This is a genomic window from Buttiauxella agrestis, from assembly GCF_900446255.1.
In the GTDB taxonomy this organism is placed as follows: Bacteria; Pseudomonadota; Gammaproteobacteria; order Enterobacterales; family Enterobacteriaceae; genus Buttiauxella; species Buttiauxella agrestis.
This window is the reverse complement of sequence record NZ_UIGI01000001.1, coordinates 2,751,711-2,767,031: the sequence shown is the minus strand read 5'-3', so window position 1 is coordinate 2,767,031 and position 15,321 is coordinate 2,751,711. Positions and strand designations below refer to the sequence as shown.

13 protein-coding genes are annotated in these 15,321 nt (G+C 51.1%); 4 read left to right on the top strand and 9 right to left on the bottom strand.

Translation table 11 applies throughout. From position 1 onward, the window contains the following. Nucleotides 1–19: 19 nt before the first annotated feature. The 3 genes from folM to ydgH all read right to left on the bottom strand — a co-directional run bounded on the left by folM (nucleotide 20) and on the right by ydgH (nucleotide 3,282). Nucleotides 20–745 (bottom strand): dihydromonapterin reductase, encoded by a 726-nt coding sequence (gene folM / locus DY231_RS13190; protein ID WP_115628924.1) that lies wholly within the window; start codon nucleotides 743–745, stop codon nucleotides 20–22. Nucleotides 746–764: 19 nt separating this feature from the next. Continuing rightward, the gene (locus DY231_RS13185) at nucleotides 765–2,147 is read right to left on the bottom strand and encodes an amino acid permease (protein ID WP_115628922.1); all 1,383 of its coding nucleotides are present in this window, start codon (nucleotides 2,145–2,147) and stop codon (nucleotides 765–767) included. A gap of 190 nt (nucleotides 2,148–2,337) precedes the next feature. Beyond that, nucleotides 2,338–3,282: a DUF1471 family protein YdgH gene (gene ydgH / locus DY231_RS13175; protein ID WP_115628920.1), complete on the bottom strand. Its 945-nt coding sequence runs from the start codon at nucleotides 3,280–3,282 to the stop codon at nucleotides 2,338–2,340. Nucleotides 3,283–3,801: 519 nt separating this feature from the next. On the opposite strand from ydgH, the gene pntA reads away from it, so the two are divergent. From pntA to DY231_RS13160, 3 genes are all read left to right on the top strand, one after another. Beyond that, nucleotides 3,802–5,331, top strand: a complete 1,530-nt coding sequence (pntA, locus tag DY231_RS13170; protein ID WP_115631839.1) for a Re/Si-specific NAD(P)(+) transhydrogenase subunit alpha — start codon at nucleotides 3,802–3,804, stop codon at nucleotides 5,329–5,331. A gap of 10 nt (nucleotides 5,332–5,341) precedes the next feature. Then, nucleotides 5,342–6,730 carry a Re/Si-specific NAD(P)(+) transhydrogenase subunit beta gene (gene pntB, locus DY231_RS13165; protein ID WP_034495055.1) on the top strand — a complete coding sequence of 463 codons (1,389 nt, stop codon included), beginning with the start codon at nucleotides 5,342–5,344 and terminating at the stop codon, nucleotides 6,728–6,730. A 304-nt stretch (nucleotides 6,731–7,034) separates the two neighbouring features. Continuing rightward, nucleotides 7,035–7,184 carry a Hok/Gef family protein gene (locus DY231_RS13160; RefSeq protein WP_072011160.1) on the top strand — a complete coding sequence of 50 codons (150 nt, stop codon included), beginning with the start codon at nucleotides 7,035–7,037 and terminating at the stop codon, nucleotides 7,182–7,184. Between the two features lie 136 nt (nucleotides 7,185–7,320). On the opposite strand, the gene uspE is transcribed toward DY231_RS13160, so the two are convergent. The 6 genes from uspE to DY231_RS13130 all read right to left on the bottom strand — a co-directional run bounded on the left by uspE (nucleotide 7,321) and on the right by DY231_RS13130 (nucleotide 14,209). After that, entirely contained in the window at nucleotides 7,321–8,271 is a 951-nt protein-coding gene (gene uspE, locus DY231_RS13155; protein ID WP_115628918.1) for a universal stress protein UspE, read from the bottom strand. A 136-nt stretch (nucleotides 8,272–8,407) separates the two neighbouring features. Further along, entirely contained in the window at nucleotides 8,408–9,160 is a 753-nt protein-coding gene (fnr, locus tag DY231_RS13150) for a fumarate/nitrate reduction transcriptional regulator Fnr (RefSeq protein WP_034495059.1), read from the bottom strand. Between the two features lie 196 nt (nucleotides 9,161–9,356). Next, nucleotides 9,357–9,872 carry a methylated-DNA--[protein]-cysteine S-methyltransferase gene (gene ogt, locus DY231_RS13145; protein ID WP_115628916.1) on the bottom strand — a complete coding sequence of 172 codons (516 nt, stop codon included), beginning with the start codon at nucleotides 9,870–9,872 and terminating at the stop codon, nucleotides 9,357–9,359. 16 nt (nucleotides 9,873–9,888) lie between these two features. Then, on the bottom strand, nucleotides 9,889–11,412 hold the full coding sequence (gene abgT, locus DY231_RS13140; RefSeq protein ID WP_115628914.1) for a p-aminobenzoyl-glutamate transporter: 1,524 nt from the start codon (nucleotides 11,410–11,412) through the stop codon (nucleotides 9,889–9,891). 41 nt (nucleotides 11,413–11,453) lie between these two features. Continuing rightward, nucleotides 11,454–12,899, bottom strand: a complete 1,446-nt coding sequence (locus DY231_RS13135) for a M20 family metallopeptidase (protein ID WP_115628912.1) — start codon at nucleotides 12,897–12,899, stop codon at nucleotides 11,454–11,456. After that, nucleotides 12,899–14,209: a M20 family metallo-hydrolase gene (locus DY231_RS13130; RefSeq protein ID WP_115628910.1), complete on the bottom strand. Its 1,311-nt coding sequence runs from the start codon at nucleotides 14,207–14,209 to the stop codon at nucleotides 12,899–12,901. The genes DY231_RS13135 and DY231_RS13130 overlap by 1 nt, the downstream gene beginning before the upstream one ends. Before the next feature lie 175 nt (nucleotides 14,210–14,384). Between DY231_RS13130 and DY231_RS13125 the strand changes: the two genes are divergently transcribed. Then, the gene (locus DY231_RS13125; protein WP_115628908.1) at nucleotides 14,385–15,281 is read left to right on the top strand and encodes a LysR family transcriptional regulator; all 897 of its coding nucleotides are present in this window, start codon (nucleotides 14,385–14,387) and stop codon (nucleotides 15,279–15,281) included. The last annotated feature ends 40 nt before the right edge of the window (nucleotides 15,282–15,321 follow it).

Below are 15,321 nucleotides of genomic sequence, written 5' to 3'. Positions count from 1 at the left end.
AAATCATGGGTAAACAGATTTAACGCAATGGGCGACCGCCATCTACGGCGTGCGTTCGCCCAGTCACATACTCGCTATTCAACAGGTATTCTACCAGCCCGATGATTTCCTGCTCGCCCGGCGCGATTTTCATCAGCGACTTATTCAACGCTGCCTTGCGGTATTCGGCATCGTCATGCTCATTAAACATGACCATCGCAGGCGCGATGGCATTCACTTTTACTTCGGGCGCCAGCTTACGGGCAAACGAGCGCGTCATATTATCCAGCGCGGCTTTACTGGCCGCATAAGCAATATGCTTATCGCTTCCACGTTCCACGACATAATCGGTGAAATGAATAATGTCGGAACCCGCCCGGCCATGGCCGCGCAATAACGGCTCGAGATATTGGTTCAGCAAATAAGGCGCATTGACGTGAATTTGCAGCATGGCGGCCAGGGTTTCCGCAGGGGAAAAGTCGGGTGACTCCGCAAGCCAGGCGCTGGCATTATGTAAAATGGCGCGCAGCCCGTCGCAATGTTGCTTTACCTCAGCGGCAAATTTTGTGATGCCGGCATTGGTAGAAAAGTCACCGAACAAACAAATTGCGCCAGCCTGTTCCAGTTCAGCGACCGCCGGATACCGCGTGCGGTAGCTGATAATCACAGGTTGTTGCTGGGCTAAAAAGTGTCGTGCTAACGCGAGGCCAATCCGTTTACCTGCACCGGTAATCAGAATGGGACGAGCTGATGTTTTAATCTCCATCGACGACTCCTTAATGTACTTATTTCACCAACATCCACGTTGCAGGGAACGCTGCCACCAGCATCAGGAAAATGACTGATTTTTCCTTTAAATTCAGTTTGATGTCATGCTTATGCGTACTGCGAGTATACATGAAGACTAACAAACCCGGCGCATACAGTACCACTGAAAGAAGTAAATGCATTGGGCCTGACGCATAAAGCAGCCATAAGCCATAAATACATGCACCCAATCCAATCGCTTTATGCAACGGGCGGGTCGAAACTTTCAGCAAAAATGCACCGACCAGGAAATAGGGCACCAGTATCATTTCTGAGGCAATCGTCAGCAGCGTATTGTAATCCGAACCCGTCAGCCAGATCAGCACCAGGCAAATCTGGATACTAATATTGGTGAGCCAAAGAGAAGCCGAAGGCGCATTGTTCTCATTTTGGCGCGCAAAAATTTTCGGGAAGGCTTTATGCGTGGCGGCAAGAAAGGGCACTTCGGCGGCCATAATCGTCCAGCTCAGATAGGCCCCGCATACTGAGACAATCAGTCCGGCGGCGATAATTATCTCACCCCACGGCCCCATCATTTCGACCATCAACCCAGCCATGGAAGGATTGCGCATTCCGGCAAGTTCAGGGCGGGCAAGCACGCCCAACGAAAGCAATGTCACCAGCAGGTAAACCCCTAACGCGGCAATGACCGCCAGAAGGGTGGCGCGACCGACATCATTTTTATTCCGGGCGCGAGCTGAAACGACCACGGCACCTTCCACACCGATGAAGACCCAAAGGGTAATCAGCATGGTGTTTTTGACCTGCTCCCAAACCGGAATACCCAGCGCGATGCCGCTGAAATCGAGGCTAAAAGTCGAAAGTTTGAAAGCCATGGCGGCCAGGACGACAAACAAACCTAAAGGTAGCAGCTTAGCGAGAGTGGCGACCAGATTAATGCTGGCTGCGGTTTGCACGCCGCGAAGCACCAAAAAGTGCACCATCCATAGCAATACCGATGCACCCACAATCGACTGCCAGGTATTTCCGTCGCCAAACAGGCGCAGTTCTGGCGTATCAGTGAAGAAACTGAGTGCAGAGAAAACAATCACCAGGTACGAAACGTTAGCGATAACGGCACAAAGCCAGTAGCCCCAGGCCGAGAAGAAACCGATAAGCTCACCAAAACCTTCGCGTGCATAAGTAAAAATGCCGCCGTCAAGGTCGGGACGCAGACGGGTTAACACCAGCATTGCCAGTGCCAATAACAGAATGCCCGCACCGGTAATCGCCCAGCCAATCAACAATGCTGCGGGACTCGCCACGCTCGCCATATTTTGCGGCAGGCTAAATACACCCGCGCCGAGCATGGAACTCAATACCAATGCCGTTAACGCAGCGAGGCCAAGCTTCTTTTCCATAGCAGTCCCGTAAAATTCAAATTAAAAACCCAGAATAATTATTATGCTTTTGTGCATAAAAATGGTGGGTAACACTAAGGCGCGGGATTTTACGGAGTGTAAGAGCTGCTTGCAATGACATGAGCCATAAAATGCTCGGCGGAATAAAAAAAGGGCGGCAATGCCACCCTTTTTAGGATTATGTGAAAACTTATTTGTACAAATCAGCGCTGACAGTCAGGTTGCCGCCACGCTCTTCCCATTGACGGGTGATGTGGTAGAACTTGGCACCTTTCTTAGCGGCACGTTTCGCCACCTGGTAAGACACTTCAGTACTGCTACCGTAGTGGCCAGTGAACTTCACACTATCGAACGGAACCATTTGCGCCGCGGTGATTTTATTCACTTCTTCGATTTTGGTGCCATCAGGAAGCGTTACAGTGTAACGCCCACCTTTCGTGGTTTGCGTTTCAAAGAAACGGCCAACGTCAGAAGTTGGGGTGCTGGTTGTTGCAACGCCTGGGATTTCAACTGTGGCTGCCGCAGCGCCACCGGCTGCCAGCGCAGCTTTACCTGCCTCTGAGTTCGCAGGGATCGCATCAGGGCTTTGCAGAACACGTTTCTTGGCGTCTTTTTTATAGATGAAAGCCGTAATACGCTGGTTGCCACCTGAGTTTGCGTCAATCTGGCGCACGATGTAGAACGAATCTGCACCTTTCTCTTTAGCTGCGCGGGTGATTGCTGCGTTAACATCAGGTTGACTGCGATAAAAACCCTGGACTGTCACGGTATCGAACGGCTCAAGAGCATAAGCTTGATCTTTCGGTAGCTCAGTCACGCCGTTGATCACGCGATTGGTGTTTTCTTCAGCCTTAGGTGCATCAGCGTGATAGACATCTGCAACCACACGCCAGTTACCGCTGCTGCCAGTATCGTTGGTGTCCTGAACATAGAAAGAAGCTGCGCCAATTTTATCAGCACGTTTGGACACGGCATTTACCGCTTCGCCAATCGAGTTAAAACGGCCAGTGATGGTAATGCGATCAAATGGTTTAAGAGCAGCAGCTTGATCAGGAGTCAGTTCCGTTGCTGCCTGAGCGGACAGCGTAGTCAGGGAAATCAGTGCTGACGCCAGAAGGGTGTTCTTGAGCTTCATAAAAATAATCCTTCGCCTTGCGCAAAATGAATACAAATACCGCATTCTCTGTGGGTTACTTGCTAGCCGCCGATTATGGCATTGAACACTGCAACTGTCTGCGGCATTTTTAGGGTTGCAACGGTTGGTTGCAGATATTTTTCATAACTAAAATTTATATGTTAATAAAAGAACGCTTTGACCAGTAAAAGCGGTAAAGCTTACAACTTAATTAGTTAATACAATGTTAAATATGCAATTTGCACCGGAGCAGAATCGTGAATTGCGGCTTCGCTTAAGCGGATTATCAGGTCTCACAGATGAAAATCAGTCAGAAATAGCTGTCTGAAGTGCTTAGCGCTAAACTTTTACGATAATGATACAAATACTGAGAGCCTGATCTGGATCACAGGCGTTATTTTCAGTAGGTTATAAAAAGTTTTACAGATGTATTTTTTCATTGTTTTGGACTTGGCCACGCCGATTGCCAGGACGATGTCTGACAAACCATCAACAAAAAAACAGATGGAAGGGAATACTATGCGTATTGGGGTACCAAAAGAGCGGTGGGCGGGTGAATCCCGAGTGGCTGCCACGCCAAAAACAGTGGAGCAATTGCTGAAGCTGGGTTTCAGCGTCGCAGTCGAAAGCGGAGCGGGCAAACTGGCTAGCTTCGATGACGAGGCGTTTGTCCACGTTGGGGCAACCATTTCAGATACTGCTGACGTCTGGCAATCTGACATTATTTTGAAAGTGAACGCTCCGCAGGATAGCGAAATCGAACTGCTGCGTGCGGGCTCGACGCTGGTGAGTTTTATCTGGCCTGCCCAGAATCCAGAATTACTCGAAAAACTGGCTGCCAAAAATGTCACCGTGATGGCGATGGACTCCGTGCCGCGTATTTCTCGTGCTCAGTCTCTCGATGCTCTTAGCTCAATGGCAAACATTGCGGGTTATCGCGCAATTGTTGAAGCTGCTCATGAATTTGGTCGTTTCTTTACCGGGCAAATTACCGCTGCGGGTAAAGTACCTCCGGCAAAAGTGATGGTTATCGGTGCAGGTGTTGCAGGACTTGCGGCAATCGGTGCGGCGAACAGCCTTGGTGCGATTGTGCGTGCGTTCGACACGCGTCCGGAAGTGAAAGAACAAGTGCAAAGTATGGGCGCTGAGTTCCTTGAGCTGGACTTTAAAGAAGAAGCAGGCAGCGGTGATGGTTATGCCAAAGTCATGTCCGAAGCCTTCATTAAAGCCGAAATGGAACTGTTCGCAGCACAAGCAAAAGAAGTCGATATCATCGTCACCACGGCGCTGATCCCCGGCAAGCCTGCGCCAAAACTTATTACCCGCGAAATGGTGGATTCCATGCAAGCGGGCAGCGTGATCGTCGATTTGGCCGCGCAAAACGGCGGGAACTGTGAATATACCGTTGCCGACCAGGTGACTGTTACGCCAAACGGCGTGAAGGTCATCGGTTACACCGACTTGCCAGGCCGCCTGCCAACGCAATCTTCCCAGCTTTACGGCACCAACTTGGTTAACTTGCTCAAATTGCTCTGCAAAGAGAAAGACGGCAATACCGTAGTTGATTTTGAAGATGTCGTCGTGCGTGGCGTGACCGTCATTCGTGATGGCGAAGTCACCTGGCCGGCTCCGCCAATTCAGGTGTCTGCTCAACCACAGGCTGCTGCCAAGAAAGTGGCTGCACCGGTAGAAGAGAAAAAGCCTGCTTCTCCATGGCGTAAATACGCGTTCATGGCGCTGGCAATTATTCTTTTTGGCTGGCTAGCAGATGTGGCTCCAAAAGAGTTCCTCGGTCACTTCACCGTATTCGCGCTGTCATGCGTGGTGGGTTACTACGTGGTATGGAACGTTTCGCATGCTCTGCATACGCCACTGATGTCGGTCACGAACGCCATTTCAGGGATCATTGTGGTTGGCGCGTTATTACAAATTGGCCACGGTGGCTGGGTTAGCTTCCTGAGCTTTATTGCGGTGCTGATTGCCAGTATCAATATTTTTGGTGGTTTCACCGTCACTCAGCGCATGCTGAAAATGTTCCGGAAGAACTAAGGGGTAACACATGTCTGGTGGATTAGTTACAGCAGCATACATTGTTGCCGCAATTCTGTTTATTTTCAGCCTGGCTGGGCTGTCAAAACACGAAACATCTAAACAAGGTAACTTGTTCGGCATGGCGGGTATGGCTATCGCGTTAGTCGCGACCATTTTCGGGCCTGAAACCGGCAATGTTGTCTGGATTATTGTCGCAATGGTAATTGGTGGTGCCATCGGTATTCACCTTGCGAAGAAAGTTGAAATGACCGAAATGCCGGAGCTGGTGGCAATTCTGCACAGCTTCGTGGGTCTGGCTGCGGTTCTGGTAGGCTTCAACAGCTATCTGGATCATGCGCCGGGTCTGGAGCCGGTGATGGAAAACATCCATTTAACGGAAGTGTTCCTCGGTATCTTCATCGGTGCGGTGACCTTCACAGGTTCCATCGTGGCATTTGGCAAACTGCGCGGCAAAATCTCGTCTAAACCGTTGATGTTGCCAAACCGCCATAAACTGAATCTGGCGGCAATCGTGGTTTCCTTCGCGATGCTGATCATCTTCGTGCGTACCGAAAGCGTTGGCTTGCAGGTTCTGGCGTTGCTGGTGATGACTATCATCGCGCTGGTTATCGGCTGGCACCTGGTGGCATCGATTGGCGGCGCAGACATGCCGGTTGTTGTTTCCATGCTGAACTCCTACTCCGGTTGGGCAGCGGCAGCGGCGGGCTTTATGCTTAGCAACGACCTGCTGATCGTCACCGGTGCGTTGGTGGGTTCTTCTGGTGCAATCCTGTCTTACATCATGTGTAAAGCGATGAACCGCTCCTTTATCAGCGTGATCGCTGGTGGTTTCGGTACCGACGGTTCCTCTACGGGTGACGACGAAGAAGCAGGTGAACACCGTGAAATCACGGCGGAAGACACTGCGGATATGCTGAAAAACTCGACCTCGGTGATCATCACTCCGGGGTACGGCATGGCGGTGGCGCAGGCACAATATCCGGTAGCTGAAATTACCGAAAAACTGCGTGCACGTGGCATCAAGGTTCGTTTTGGTATTCACCCGGTTGCAGGGCGTTTGCCAGGCCACATGAACGTTCTGCTGGCGGAAGCGCGTGTGCCTTACGATGTCGTTCTGGAAATGGACGAAATCAACGATGACTTCGCTGATACTGATACCGTTCTGGTTATCGGTGCGAATGACACCGTAAACCCGGCAGCGCTCGAAGATCCTCGCAGCCCAATCGCGGGTATGCCAGTGCTGGAAGTGTGGAAAGCGCAGAACGTTATCGTGTTCAAGCGTTCTATGAACACCGGTTACGCAGGTGTGCAGAACCCGCTGTTCTTTAAAGAGAACACTCAGATGCTGTTTGGCGATGCCAAGGCGAGTGTGGAAGCGATTCTTAAAGCGCTGTAGTTGTTCGCTAAGATTGCGAGCCGTATTCCAAAACCGCTTCTCGGGGCGGTTTTTTTACGTCTGAACATCAATAACGTGAATGCAATATTACATTTAACCCACTGAATCTATGGAAAAATAATGTATGCGAGAGACAGGGCGAAGAGTAAAGTATAGCCGGGTGCTGAAGCTGTAGGCTTCGATCCCAATGGTGAAAAGCAGACAGAAAAAAGCCCCGAGTTAGTTAAACCAACCCGAGGCCCTCTCATGCTAGACACCATGATAGTAGCCTCTTCATTTTGTGTTTGCAACGCAGGAGGCGAAGATGTCGTCAAAGAACAGGTTGTTCAGCGTAATAGTTATCTGTTTGACAATTCTCATGATTATTTTTCTGTTGAGGGATTCACTGTGTGAATTCCACTATCGAAAAGGAGGCATGGAAGTGGCGGCATCATTAGCCTGCATCAGGCCGTAAGCACAAAATTTCAGAGGACAGTGGCGGGAGTATTTCCCGCCACTCATGGAAATCTGGCATAAGGTTCAGCACTCCACCAAACAAAAAGCCCGTTCATTAATTTGAACGGGCTTTTCTTTACTACATGAACGACAAATCAATCGTCTTCGTCGTCATCCAGTTCTACCGGTGTTTGATATTCATCAGGCTTGATGACCAACAAATCGCAACGCAGATGGTCGATAACTTGTTCGGCAGTGTTACCGAGGAACGCGGCGGATAGGCCAGTACGGCCCACCGTACCAAGTACCACAATACCGGCCTGTAAATGCTCGGCGAGATCGGGAATAACCTCTTCAGGTAATCCTTTTTCAACGTGAGTCATTTTTTCATCGATACCAAATTTTTGACGTAACGCTTTCATCGCAACCAGGTGCTGGCCGCGAATCGCATCGTTATAAACGCTTGGGTCAAAATCAGGAAGTTCGATGGCGATATTAATCGGGGTGACAGGGTAGGCACCGACCAGGTGAACTTCTGTGTGGTTAACATCGTCGGCCAGGCGAATAGTCTCTTTAACCAGCTTTTCATTCAGAGCGTTGTGGTACTGCTCTTCACTTGCCAGGTTAACGGCAACAATAGCTCGACCGCCTTCAGGCCACGGTTTTTCATTAACCATCCACACCGGGCATGGGCATTTACGCAGCAGATGCCAGTCGGTTGGGGTGAAAATAACCGCTTCAAGTTTGTCATGTTGGTGCGTCATTTTGAGCACTAAGTCATGATCGCTGCCGATCACTTCCTGAATAATCGCCTCGAACGGACGATTATGCCAAACCACTTTAATTTCAATCGGTACGCCCGAGTCGATGTAATACTGGGCTTGTTCTTTAATCCAGGCCGCACGTTGGCTAATCACACCTTTGCGCATAGCGGTGCGTTCATCTGGCGACAGAAGGGTGGTCATTTCGTAGGAAAAATCATAGATGGGCAGAAAAGCTTTGATCCTGCCACCAATCCGTTGATGCAAATAAACAGCACGCCGCAGGGCGGGTTGATCGTCCTGATTAGGATCTATCGCGACTAGCATGTTTTGATACTTTGCCATACAGGTCTCCTTACAACTGCTTAACCACAGTCTGTTTATTAAGACTAACCTATATGTGATGAATGAAACAGGTGATAAGCCATTGCCGGATCAATAAACGACTAAAATTTAGTGATCCGGCATAGGTAAAGAGAAATCAGGCAACGTTACGCGATTGACCCGCGAGTTGAGAAAGAATATCAATATTCTCGATAGTGATGTACTTACCCTTCACCGCTAACATACCGCTTTTCTGGAAACGACCGAGCAGACGGCTGATGGTCTCCACAGTCAGACCCAGATAGTTACCGATATCGCCACGCGTCATGGTCAAACGGAACTCGCGAGGCGAGAAACCGCGCTGGGCAAAGCGACGTGAAAGGTTATAGATAAATGCGGCCAGGCGCTCTTCTGCATTCTTTTTGGAAAGCAGCAGAATCATATCCTGATCGCCCTTAATTTCGCCGCTCATCAAACGCATCATCTGCTGGCGCAGATTGGGCATTTTACCAGACAAATCATCAAGGGTTTCGAATGGGATTTCGCAGACCATCGACGTTTCGAGCGCTTGCGCGAAACTTGGGTGCATCCCGGTGCCGATGGCATCAAAGCCCACCAAATCACCCGCTAAATGGAAACCGGTAATTTGCTCATCACCTTGCTCGGTAATGGTGTAGCTTTTAATGGTCCCTGAACGAATAGCGTACAGCGACTTCAGCTCATCACCTGCTTTAAACAGGGTCTGCCCCTTCTGAATAGGCTTTTTACGCTCAATAATATTATCAAGCTGATCAAGCTCATGCTCGTTAAGCGTGAAGGGGATGCATAACTGGCTGATGCTGCAATCCTGGCAATGGATAGCACAACCGCCAGACTGAATGCGTCGAATAATTCGCTTTTCAGGGATCATAGATATGCTCGGCGTTATTGATATTGGTCAATTTTAACATCTTTTTCTTGAGCACGTAAGTATGATGAATGCCCAATCAGAATTAAACAAACAATAACGCCAGGGTTATAGAGCTATCCTATTGAAATTACTGGGACTGTATATTAATGCGTATTATTCCACGAAGAATTAAGAATAAAATTCTGCAATAAAGAAACTACAGCAGCAAATATCCTTCGTGACGCAACAACCATTCTTTACGTCCCACGCCGCCCGCATAGCCGGTCATCGTGCCGTTACGCCCAATCACGCGGTGGCAGGGAACCACCACGCTCACCGGATTTGAACCGTTGGCGGCACCGACTGCACGTGCAGCACCCGGTCTGCCAAGTTGGTCTGCTAATTGCCCGTAATGCATCACCTGCCCGCAAGGGATAGAGCGCAAGGTTTGCCACACTTCACGCTGGAAGGGGGTTCCCGCCGTGGCGGTAGGGAGCGTTTCAATCACGGCCAGATCACCGTCAAAATAATCGCGTAGCTTGTCACTTAACCCGTCAGGATTTGCGCAAGCCACGCGCTGATAGCCGCCAGCACCGTAATGAAGACCCAACAACTGCACCATTCTGTCGCTATGTTCTTCCCATTCCACCGCCCGCAAATGGAACTGCTCGTCGCAAATTATCCATAACGGCCCTAATGGGGTAACGATCTTGTCTTCCAGCAGTGTCAGCATTCTTCGCTCCGGTTAATTAGAGATGCGGGTAAACTCCCGGCCCTATCGGCAAGCCAACAAGATACCACGCCACCAGTAGCAGCAACCAGACACCCAAAAAGATGAGGGGGTAAGGTAATACTAAGGAGTAATAGGTCCCTAATTTAGCCTCAGGTTTATAGCGTTGCAGGAAGCCTAAGAATAATGGAATAAACGGTGACACTGGTGCCAGGGGGATCACGGAAGAATCCGCCACACGGAACAGAATTTGCGCGAAAGCGGGGTGGAAACCCAGCAGCATAAACATCGGCACAAAAATCGGTGCCAGAATCGACCAGATGGCCGAGCCGCTGGCAATAAACATACAGAGGAATGACGAAAGCAATGCCAGGCCGAGGAACGCGGGGATACCGTTCAGCCCGGAACCTTCCAGCACATCGGTTAGCCCGACGGCCATAAACTTGCCCATATTGCTCCAGTTGAACATCGCCACAAATTGCGCCAACGGGAACACCATCACGATAAAACCGGCCATTTCCTTCATCGGTTCAATCATCAGTTGCGGCAAATCGGCCTGCTTGCGTATTTTCTTCGTGGCGATGCCATAGGCCAGGGAGATGACGAAGAAGAACAGAATAATCAGCGGCACAATTCCGCTAATAAATGGCGACGGAATAATCGTGCCTTTTACCGGGTCACGCAGTAAGCCGTTTTCTGGCACCAGCAGCAAAGCGATAACCGCAATAAACAGCAGCGACACAATGCCGGTAACACGCAAACCAAAGCGCTGAACATCATCAAGTTGTTGCAGCTTTTCTTTGTTTTCGCCTTGCCAGGTACCCAGACGCGGCTCGACGATTTTATCGGTAATCAGCCCGCCAACAATCGACAGCACAATCACAGACGTCGCCATAAAGTACCAGTTATCAATCACGCTAACGTGCATCAGCGGGTCGATGGTGTGCGCCGCTTCGGTACTGATCCCCGAAAGCAACACATCGGTCGTCACAATCAGTAAATTCGCCGTAAAACCACAGCCAACCCCTGCAATCGCTGCCAGCAAACCGGCTACCGGATGGCGACCCACGGCCAGGAAGATCAACGCGCCCATCGGCGGCATGATAACCAACGCCGCGTCAGACGAAATATGGCTAAAGAAAGCGATAAACAGCACCATATAGCTGGCATAACGCGCGCTAACATGCGAGGCCATCTTCACCATCAAACTCGGTAACAACCCCACACGTTCGGCCAGACCTGCACCTAAAACCAGGGCCAGAATGGCCCCTAATGGTGCGAATCCACTGAAGTTTTTAATCACGTTAGGCAAAAACCAGTGCACCCCTTCGGCGCTCAACAGGTTTTTAACCTGCACCAGATTGCCGTCCGCAGGGTTACGAACGCTGACGTTAAACGCAGAAAGCACGGCGGTGCTCACGGACAAAACAACAATCAAATACACGAACAGCAAAAAAGGATGGGGCACTTTATTGCCAATTTTTTCTACCAGTCCGTACAGCTTGCCAGAGCCGGAAGGGGTCGGTAAGGATGAAAGACTCATGGGCGGGCCTCTATCTGTTGTGATGTTGTGTTTTTATTAGATTATTTTAAAGGTGACGGCGTCACACCTGCTGGGATCGGGCACTGGTACGGGCGTTCGGCAAGTTGTGCGTGCAACTCACTTTGGCAAGCTTCCAGCGTCTGTGGACTGATAAATAATTGCAGTGCAGTCGCAGCCATGACTTTGCCTGCGTGCAACATTCCTTTGTGTGCGATGGAAGTGCGCCCCTGGCTCACCAACTGCCAGGTGTGCAGCGGAGTGCCAACGGTAAAGCACGGGCTAAAACATTGTGCGACCGGCACTTTCCAGCTCACATCACCCACATCCGTTGAACCGGGCAGGATTTTGTCATTGGGCTGATACGGCGCGATTTCGTCAATCAACAACGTTTCACGGTGGCGACGCGCAAAGACTTTTCCCTCTTCATTGGAGGTATTAGCAATATTATTTAAGCTATTTTGCAGGTCGTTTTCAGTCAGCGTGGCGCGGATTTTTTTAGCGAATGCGAGCTCTTCTTCGCTCCATTGCGGCACGCCAAGCGCCTGTAACGCCTCATACATCACGCTTTCAAGCTGGCGGTTGGGCAGGTAATTCGAACAGGCTTTATCAAAGCGCACATTCACCGTGGTTTCCGTCATCAGCGCAGCGCCTTCGGCAATTTTATTGATGCGCTCGAAAATATGCTGTGCCTGCGCCATTTCCGGGGCGCGAATCAAATACAGCACTTCGGCTTGCGCCTGCACCACGTTTGGCGAAATCCCACCGGTATTAGTGATGGCGTAATGCACACGGGCTTTTTCAATTATGTGCTCGTTGAGGAAGTTGCTGCCGGTGGTCATCAGCGTGACGGCATCTAACGCGCTGCGGCCAAGGTGTGGCGAATTTGCGGCATGTGCCGCAATTCCGTGGAAGCGATAAGCCACCTGAATATTGGCCAGTGAACTGGTGCTAAACATTCCGGCGTACGCTTCCGGGTGCCAGGTGACGGCAGCGTCAACATCGTCAAATAAGCCTTCGCGCACCATAAACGTTTTGCCGGAACCGCCTTCTTCGCCTGGGCAGCCGTAAAAACGCACGGTGCCGCCGCAGCCATATTGTTCAAGCCAGTTTTTCACCGCTACCGCGCCGGCAAAGGCCGCCGTACCCAGCAAATTGTGGCCGCAGCCGTGGCCGTTAGCATCTTCAACCAGCGGCTCAGGTGACGCTTCGCCTGAACACTGGCTCAAGCCCGCGAGCGCATCGTATTCACCGAGCAGCGCGATAACGGGCTTGCCCGAACCAAAACTTGCCACAAATGCGGTTTCGATATTCCCTGCATTGCGTTCGACGCTAAAACCTTCAGCCTCCAGCGCGCAAGCCAGACGTTCCGCAGACCAGTGCTCTTCAAAACGGGTTTCTGGATGATCCCAGATATCATCGGCAATGGCGGTAAACTCGCCACGCTTCGCTTCAATAGCGTCATCAACAAACTGATAAATTGAACGCATTACACACCTCGCTGCCACGGGAAATTAAGAACGAGGCGCGCCATAGTGCTGACGGCAACTTCCATCACTTTTTCATCAAAATCAAACTTCTCGTTATGATGCCCGGCACTCAATTCGGTGCCGAATACCATATAAGACGCTTTACCGCCTTGTTCCTGCACGCGAGCCATCATCAACGTCGCATCTTCTGAACCGGCGGCCCCTTTCACGGTATCGACGACATCCGTGACTCCAGACACTTCAAGCGCCTGTTGATGAATAAACGCCACCCATTCTGGCGATGGCACGCTGCTGGTTGCCGCACCCATCAGCTTCACTTGCGCTTCAATGCCATACATCGTCGCCGTGCCGCGAATAATTTCCTGCGCACGGTCAAACACATAGTCGTTGATCACATTGGTTTCGCCACGGGTTTCGACTTTCAACAAAGCTGATGCCGGAACCACATTGCGCCCGCTGCCTGCCTGCAATACGCCCACATTGACGCGTGATGCGCCTGCGCTGTGCGGAGCAATACCGTGCAACGCCAGCGCGGTTTGGGCGGCGGCGAGCAGGGCGTTACGACCTTCTTCTGGTTTACCGCCCGCGTGTGCGGCGACGCCAGTGAACTGCACATCAAACTTAGTGGTCGCCATAAAGTTATCGCTGCCGCACACCACGGTGCCGGAAGGGACGCCAGTGCCAATATGAATCGCCGTAAAGTAATCGATGTTATCGAGCGCACCTGCCGCAACCATGGCGCGAGCGCCACGAGTCCCTTCTTCGGCGGGCTGGAAAATGAGTTTGATTGTGCCGTTGAGCTGGTCGGCAAACTGTTGCAAAACGCTGGCAAGGCCGAGGCCAATGGCGGTGTGCCCGTCGTGTCCGCAGGCATGCATCATTCCTTCGTTACACGAGGCAAAACCTTCGGCAAACGGGCGATGCGCCGGTTGCAACATCTCACTTAAATCCAGCGCATCCATGTCCACGCGAAACGCGAACGTTGGGCCTGGGCGACTTGTTTCCAGCGTGGCGACAATCCCGGTAAATCCGCCGGAAAAATGCTTTAGCCATTGCGGCAATGCGCCTTGCTCCAGCGCCCGTTGTTCCTCGCGTGCCAGCACGTCTGGCGATGGCAGTCCCATGCGTGCTGCGCCATCCACCACATCCCGGCCTAACGCCAGCTGATAACCTAATTGATGCAGCGTTTCGGCCACGAGGGTGGCTGTGCGAAATTCCAGCCAGCCGGACTCGGCGAAATGGTGAAAATCGCGCCGCCAGTGCTGCATGCGCGGTGCCAGTTCATGTACAGCCAGTTCAATTTGCGTCATAAAACATCCCGTATAAGCATCTTCTGTGATCAACTTCACGCTGTGATAGTTTTTACTTATCGCTCAGCGAAATTTGGTAGTTTTCGCCGTCATGGGATTACCCTGGCACAAGAGTTTCAATTACAGTAGATGCTAAAATCTTTCGTCTGATAGCTATTGGTTATCAGGAGGCAATGTGACCTTCCAGGTTAAGCTCCACCAGATCCGTGCGTTTGTGGCTGTGACGCAAAATGGCAGCATTCGCGGAGCCAGTCGGGCTTTAAATCTTTCTCAACCCGCGCTCACAAAAGCGATTAAAGAATTAGAAGAAGGGTTATCGGCACGTTTGTTTATTCGGCGCAGCCAGGGCGTGGCGTTGACCGAATGCGGGGAAAGCTTTTACCAACATGCTCAATTAATTCTCGAAGAGTTACGCGCCGCGCAGGAAGATATTTTGCAGCGCCAGGGGCAACTGGCAGGGCAAATCAATATCGGTCTGGGAGCGAGTGTTTCCCGCACGCTGATGCCGCCGGTTATCACCGCGTTTCATCAAAAACACCCGAAAGTAAAAGTACGAATTATGGAAGGGCAACTGGTGTCGATGATTAACTCGCTGCGCCAGGGCGAGCTGGATTTCACCATCAACACCTATTATCAAGGCCCGTATGACCAGGAATTTACCTTTGAGCGGCTGTTCGAAAAGCCTTTTGCGGTATTTGCTCGCGAAGGGCATCCAGCGATGGGCGCGACATCATTAAAAGAGCTGCTGCACTATGACTGGACGCTGCCCACGCCACGCGGCAGCTATTACAAACAACTGGAAGAAGTCTTTCAAAAGCGCTCAGAGATTCCCAATATCAGCGTCTTCTGCGAAACGTTTTCTGCCTGCATTAGCCTTATCGCGCAAAGTGACTTCCTGAGTATCCTGCCCGCCGAATTAGGCCACGACCCGTTGCTGGCACACAGCTTAAAACAGATAAATATTACTGAAACGTTGCCGCAGGCCACCTACTATTTGATTCAGCGGCGTGATGTGACTCAGGCACCGTTAACCACGGCGCTTATCAATCAATTTCGTCGCGAGTGCCGTTAATCCGGCATTGAGCCACGGCACATCGGCAGCTATAGTGACT

What these genes read in the sequence shown, in the direction of transcription:
- folM (WP_115628924.1), bottom strand. Translation starts at nt 745, where the DNA reads ATGGAGATTAAAACATCAGCTCGTCCCATTCTGATTACCGGTGCAGGT.
- DY231_RS13185 (WP_115628922.1), bottom strand. Translation starts at nt 2,147, where the DNA reads ATGGAAAAGAAGCTTGGCCTCGCTGCGTTAACGGCATTGGTATTGAGT.
- ydgH (WP_115628920.1), bottom strand. Translation starts at nt 3,282, where the DNA reads ATGAAGCTCAAGAACACCCTTCTGGCGTCAGCACTGATTTCCCTGACT.
- pntA (WP_115631839.1), top strand. Translation starts at nt 3,802, where the DNA reads ATGCGTATTGGGGTACCAAAAGAGCGGTGGGCGGGTGAATCCCGAGTG.
- pntB (WP_034495055.1), top strand. Translation starts at nt 5,342, where the DNA reads ATGTCTGGTGGATTAGTTACAGCAGCATACATTGTTGCCGCAATTCTG.
- DY231_RS13160 (WP_072011160.1), top strand. Translation starts at nt 7,035, where the DNA reads ATGTCGTCAAAGAACAGGTTGTTCAGCGTAATAGTTATCTGTTTGACA.
- uspE (WP_115628918.1), bottom strand. Translation starts at nt 8,271, where the DNA reads ATGGCAAAGTATCAAAACATGCTAGTCGCGATAGATCCTAATCAGGAC.
- fnr (WP_034495059.1), bottom strand. Translation starts at nt 9,160, where the DNA reads ATGATCCCTGAAAAGCGAATTATTCGACGCATTCAGTCTGGCGGTTGT.
- ogt (WP_115628916.1), bottom strand. Translation starts at nt 9,872, where the DNA reads ATGCTGACACTGCTGGAAGACAAGATCGTTACCCCATTAGGGCCGTTA.
- abgT (WP_115628914.1), bottom strand. Translation starts at nt 11,412, where the DNA reads ATGAGTCTTTCATCCTTACCGACCCCTTCCGGCTCTGGCAAGCTGTAC.
- DY231_RS13135 (WP_115628912.1), bottom strand. Translation starts at nt 12,899, where the DNA reads ATGCGTTCAATTTATCAGTTTGTTGATGACGCTATTGAAGCGAAGCGT.
- DY231_RS13130 (WP_115628910.1), bottom strand. Translation starts at nt 14,209, where the DNA reads ATGACGCAAATTGAACTGGCTGTACATGAACTGGCACCGCGCATGCAG.